Annotated in this window: 1 protein-coding gene; it reads right to left on the bottom strand. The window is 34.0% G+C overall.

Annotated features, from left to right (window positions below; genetic code table 11):
* Nucleotides 1–441: protein rep (locus tag AWV70_RS22865; RefSeq protein ID WP_306464386.1), on the bottom strand; the 441-nt coding region annotated here is incomplete at both ends.

Below are 441 nucleotides of genomic sequence, written 5' to 3'. Positions count from 1 at the left end.
AAAGCACATCATTGCATGGATATGTTGATTATAGGAGTTGTCTTTTTTATTGACCGTGACCTCGGTAGTCCTCATAAAGCCGATTAAATTACTATCAACTTTTTTGTATTGGACCATTTTTCTGAAGCCCCTTGCCATATCAGAAAGACTTTTATTTAATTCTTCACCGTCATAAACATTTTTAACAGTAAAGGTGAAGAACAACCATCGACAACTAGGTTTTCGCTTCATAACTTCAGTTATGATTGTTTTACTTTGAGCAGAATGTTTCATGGCTCTCCTCCAATTGCATAATGAACAAAGTTTGGATTTACAAAACCACGCTTTATATAATTTCAAGTGACCTGTATCGTTTGCTTTAAACTGCAAAATAACACCGCAATCCTTGACACGTTCAGCTTTCTTAAATTCTAGTATAAACAAAAGTTCAGAATAACTTAC

The organism is Sporosarcina koreensis (assembly GCF_001531445.1).
In the GTDB taxonomy this organism is placed as follows: Bacteria; Bacillota; Bacilli; order Bacillales_A; family Planococcaceae; genus Sporosarcina; species Sporosarcina koreensis_C.
This window is presented reverse-complemented; position numbering and strand designations above follow the sequence as displayed.